This window comes from Wenzhouxiangella sp. YN1, from assembly GCF_056324145.1.
The window spans coordinates 1-269 of the sequence record NZ_JBJNIO010000018.1; the positions used below are offsets into that span (position 1 = coordinate 1).

Sequence of the window (269 nt, forward strand, 5' to 3'; positions counted from 1 at the left end):
ACCTCGCAAAACGTGCAGCGCAATCCCGCCGCGTCGAGCAGGCCGGACAGCTCGCTGGTGGTAAAGCCGTTGTTGACATGCCCAAAGCTCTTGACGTGGGCGCTGTGGCGATGCTTGTTCAGCGTTGCCCCGACCAGGCGCTGACGGGCCGAAACAAGCTCGGATATCGCAGCCAGCACGCCCTGCCGGTCGTTCAGGCCTTCTGGGCCTGGTGTGAGCAGCACATGCGGCGCATGGATCGGCCCAAGACCAGCCTGCTGCGCCGGGCG

The 269-nt window shown here is 65.8% G+C and carries 1 protein-coding gene; it reads right to left on the reverse strand.

Translation table 11 applies throughout. The features are described 5' to 3' along the window. Positions 1-269 (reverse strand): hypothetical protein (locus ACEWQZ_RS00035; RefSeq protein ID WP_476481028.1); only part of this gene is annotated, 269 nt, incomplete at both ends.